Origin of the sequence: Rhodoferax sp. OV413 (genome assembly GCF_945881795.1) — a bacterium.
In the GTDB taxonomy this organism is placed as follows: domain Bacteria; phylum Pseudomonadota; class Gammaproteobacteria; order Burkholderiales; family Burkholderiaceae_C; genus Allorhodoferax.
Genome location: NZ_CAMCVG010000137.1, coordinates 1 through 4,140, shown reverse-complemented (window position 1 = coordinate 4,140; position 4,140 = coordinate 1). Strand labels below are relative to the sequence as shown.

The following is a 4,140-nucleotide window of genomic DNA, read 5'->3' as shown; positions in this document are numbered from 1 at the left end:
CGCCGAGTTTTTGTACAAGACCACCGACTACTACGCCCCTGAACACGAGCGTTGCATCGCCTGGAACGACCCGACATTGGCCATCGCTTGGCCGGCGCTGCGGTTCGCGCCCCTGCTCTCCGCTAAAGACGCAGCGGGCAGCCCGTGGGGCGCCTAGTCCAAACGTAAAAAGCATCGGCTATCCTCGGGTGATATGGCCTCTGCTGACATGTTGACCGGCGACACCGCCTCGATTGCCCTGCCGGGTATTGGCCGCGCTTTGGTAGCGGCCGGCAAACTGCCGCAAAAAGCAGCAGAGGACATCTACCGCAAGGCGGTCTCAGGCAAAAATAGTTTCATCGCAGAGCTGGTGGGCTCAGCGGCCGTGTCCTCAGCCGATCTGGCGCAAACACTGTCGCAGGCGTTCGCAACCCCCCTGATCGACCTGGACGCGGTAGACCCGCAGCGCCTGCCCAAAGATCTTCTGGACGCCAAGATTTGCACCGATTTCCGGGTGCTGGTGCTCAGCAAACGCGGCAATCGCCTGGTTATCGCGACGGCAGATCCCTCCGACCAACAAGCCGCTGAGCGCATCAAATTCTCGACCCAGATGGGTTTTGACTGGGTCATTGCGGAATACGACAAGCTCTCCAAGCTGGTGGATGCCAATACCGTCACCGCCTCAGAAGCGATGGAAGAAATCATTGGCGGCGACTTTGAGTTCGACGAGGCGGCCGCCGAAGCCGCCATCGAGAGCACCCAGAGCAGCGCCTCGGAAGTAGAAGACGCGCCGGTGGTGCGCTTCCTGCACAAGATGCTGATGGACGCCTTCAGCATGCGGGCCTCGGACTTGCACTTTGAGCCCTACGAGCACCACTACCGCGTGCGCTTCCGGGTCGATGGCGAGCTGCGTGAAATCGCAAGCCCGCCGGTCGCCATCAAGGACAAGCTCGCGTCGCGGATCAAGGTGATCTCGCGGATGGATATTTCTGAAAAGCGGGTCCCGCAGGACGGCCGCATGAAGCTCAAGGTGGGCGCGGACCGGGTGATTGACTTCCGCGTCAGCACCCTGCCGACCCTGTTCGGCGAAAAAATTGTGATCCGTATCCTCGACCCCAGCAGCGCCAAGCTCGGCATCGATGCGCTGGGCTACGAGACTGAAGAGAAAGAGCGTCTGCTCAAGGCGATTGCCCGACCCTACGGCATGATTCTGGTGACCGGCCCCACCGGTTCGGGCAAGACAGTGTCGCTCTACACCTGCCTGAACCTGCTCAACCAGCCGGGCGTCAACATCGCCACCGCCGAAGACCCCTCTGAAATCAACCTGCCCGGTGTGAACCAGGTGAATGTGAACGAGAAGGCGGGGCTGACCTTTGCCGCCGCGCTCAAGTCTTTCCTGCGGCAGGACCCCGACATCATCATGGTGGGCGAAATCCGCGATCTGGAAACGGCGGACATCTCCATCAAAGCCGCGCAGACCGGCCACCTGGTGTTGTCCACCCTGCACACCAATGACGCGCCGACCACGCTCACCCGCATGCGCAACATGGGCATACAGCCCTTCAACATTGCGTCCAGCGTCATCCTAATTACCGCGCAGCGCCTGGCCCGCCGGCTTTGTGCCAATTGCAAGCAGCCCGCCGAGATACCGGAGGCGGCTCTGCTGGACGCCGGCTTCAAGGACACCGATCTGGACGGCAGCTGGAAGCCCTTCCGGCCGGTAGGTTGCTCGATGTGCAACAACGGCTACAAGGGCCGGCTCGGCATCTACCAGGTCATGCCCATCAGCGAAGAAATCCAGCGCATCATCCTGCGCGACGGCAGCGCCATGGACATCGCGGCCCAATCTGAGCGCGAGGGCGTGCGCTCCCTGCGTCAATCAGGCTTGCACAAGGTCAAGGTCGGGCTGACTTCGCTGGCAGAAGTCATCGCAGTGACCAACGAATAAAACGCCGCCCCGGGGGGAACTATGGCAACCGCAAAGTCTGCAGATACCAACGAGGTCGTGTTTGAGTGGGAAGGCCGGGACCGCAACGGAAAGCAAGTCCGTGGCGAAACGCGCGCCGTGGGCGAAAACCAGGTCAAGTCGATGCTGCGCCGCCAGGGCGTCACCCCCACCAAAATCCAGAAGCGCCGCATGCGCTCGGGCAAGGCCATCAAGCCCAAGGACATGGCCATCTTCACCCGCCAGCTCGCCACCATGATGAAGGCCGGTGTGCCGCTGCTGCAGGCCTTTGACATCGTGGGGCGCGGTAACCCCAACGCCAGCGTCACCAAGCTGCTCAACGACATCCGCACCGATGTAGAGACCGGCACCTCTCTGAGCGCCGCCTTTCGCCGCTACCCGCTGTACTTCGACAACCTGTATTGCAATCTGGTCGAAGCGGGCGAGACCGCCGGTATCCTGGACCAGCTGCTCGACCGCCTGGCCGTCTACATGGAGAAGACCGAGGCCATCAAGTCCAAAATCAAGTCGGCGCTGATGTACCCGATTGCGGTGTTGGTGGTGGCTTTTGTGGTGGTGTCGGTCATCATGATTTTTGTGATTCCTTCGTTCAAGCAGGTTTTTACTTCCTTCGGCGGCGAGCTGCCGGCGCCCACCCTTTTTGTGATTGCGCTGAGCGAAATATTTACCGACTATTGGTGGCTCATCTTCGGCGGACTGGGCGGAGGTTTCTACTTCTTCATGCAGGCCTGGAAGCGCGATGAGAAGGTGCAGGCCTTCATGGACCGCCTGATGCTCAAATTGCCCATCTTCGGCGTGCTGGTGGACAAGAGCTGCGTAGCGCGCTGGACGCGCACCATGTCCACCATGTTTGCTGCCGGCGTGCCACTGGTCGAGGCGCTCGACTCGGTGGGCGGTGCCTCGGGCAACATCGTCTACGAGCTCGCCACCCGCAAAATCCAGCAGGAAGTCTCCACCGGCACCTCGCTCACTGCCGCCATGACCAACGTCAACCTCTTTCCCACCATGGTGCTGCAAATGTGTGCCATCGGCGAGGAGTCTGGCTCCATCGACCACATGTTGGGCAAGGCGGCAGACTTTTACGAGGCGGAGGTGGACGACATGGTCGCCGGCATTTCCAGCCTGATGGAGCCCATCATCATCGTGGTGCTGGGCACGGTGATTGGCGGCATTGTGGTGTCCATGTACCTGCCCATCTTCAAACTGGGCCAGGTGGTTTGATGGGTGCCGCTCTGCCGTGGCTGGACGCCAGCCTTTGGGCTTGTGTCGGCCTGCTGATCGGCAGTTTCCTGAACGTGGTGATCCATCGCCTGCCGCGCATGATGGAGCGGGAGTGGGCTGCCGAATGCGCAGAACTGCAAATCAACGAAGCCCAGGGCAAAGACGCTTCACCGCTGGACGAATCGCCCCCCTTCAACCTGCTGGTACCGCGCTCCCGTTGCCCGGACTGCGGGCATCTGATTGCCTGGTATGAAAACATCCCGCTGCTGAGCTACGCCTTCTTGCGCGGGCGCTGTTCTGAATGCGGCAAGCGCATCAGCTGGCGGTATCCGGCAGTGGAACTGGCCACGGGAGCACTGTTCTTTTTCTGCGCCTGGACCTTCGGGCCCACACCCGAGGCGCTGGCTTGGAGTGTCTTTAGCGCCGCGCTGCTGGCGCTGGCCTGCATCGACTGGGACACCACCCTACTGCCAGACAACATTACCCAGCCTTTGCTCTGGCTGGGCCTGATTGCCGCCGCCCTGCAATGGACGCCGGTCACTTTGCCCACTGCGCTGTGGGGTGCGGTGGGAGGTTATCTGTCGCTGTGGTCGGTGTACTGGTTATTCAAACTCGTGACCGGCAAAGAAGGCATGGGCTTTGGAGACTTCAAGCTCTTCGCCGCCCTGGGCGCCTGGTTCGGCTGGCCGGTATTGATTCCCATGGTCCTGATGGCGTCGGTGATCGGCGCCATCTTGGGCATTGCGATGAAGTTCACCACCGGGCTGCGTGAGGGAGGCTATGTGCCCTTCGGCCCTTTTCTGGCCGGCGCGGGGTTCGCAGCGCTGCTGCTTGGCCCGGAAGATCTGAGGCGGCTCTTAAGCTTCTGACGTCATGGGCCGCGCCAAACACATCGGGCTGACAGGCGGCATTGGCAGCGGCAAAAGTACGGTAGCCGCTTTGCTGGAAAAGTCCGGCGCCCGCTGCATCGATGC

Annotated in this window: 5 protein-coding genes; all 5 read left to right on the top strand. The window is 61.5% G+C overall.

What is annotated here, in order from left to right; translation table 11 throughout:
- Positions 1–157 (top strand): dTDP-4-dehydrorhamnose 3,5-epimerase family protein (locus Q0O05_RS11655; protein WP_293663218.1); only part of this gene is annotated, 157 nt, incomplete at its 5' end.
- Between the two features lie 36 nt (positions 158–193).
- A complete protein-coding gene (pilB, locus tag Q0O05_RS11650; RefSeq protein ID WP_293663216.1) occupies positions 194–1,927 on the top strand; it encodes a type IV-A pilus assembly ATPase PilB in 1,734 nt (577 codons plus the stop codon).
- A 21-nt stretch (positions 1,928–1,948) separates the two neighbouring features.
- Positions 1,949–3,166 (top strand): type II secretion system F family protein, encoded by a 1,218-nt coding sequence (locus tag Q0O05_RS11645; protein WP_293663215.1) that lies wholly within the window; start codon positions 1,949–1,951, stop codon positions 3,164–3,166.
- Positions 3,166–4,035: an A24 family peptidase gene (locus tag Q0O05_RS11640; RefSeq protein WP_293663214.1), complete on the top strand. Its 870-nt coding sequence runs from the start codon at positions 3,166–3,168 to the stop codon at positions 4,033–4,035. Before Q0O05_RS11645 ends, Q0O05_RS11640 begins: the two co-directional genes overlap by 1 nt.
- 4 nt (positions 4,036–4,039) lie before the next feature.
- Positions 4,040–4,140: dephospho-CoA kinase (locus Q0O05_RS11635; protein ID WP_293663217.1), on the top strand; the 101-nt coding region annotated here is incomplete at its 3' end.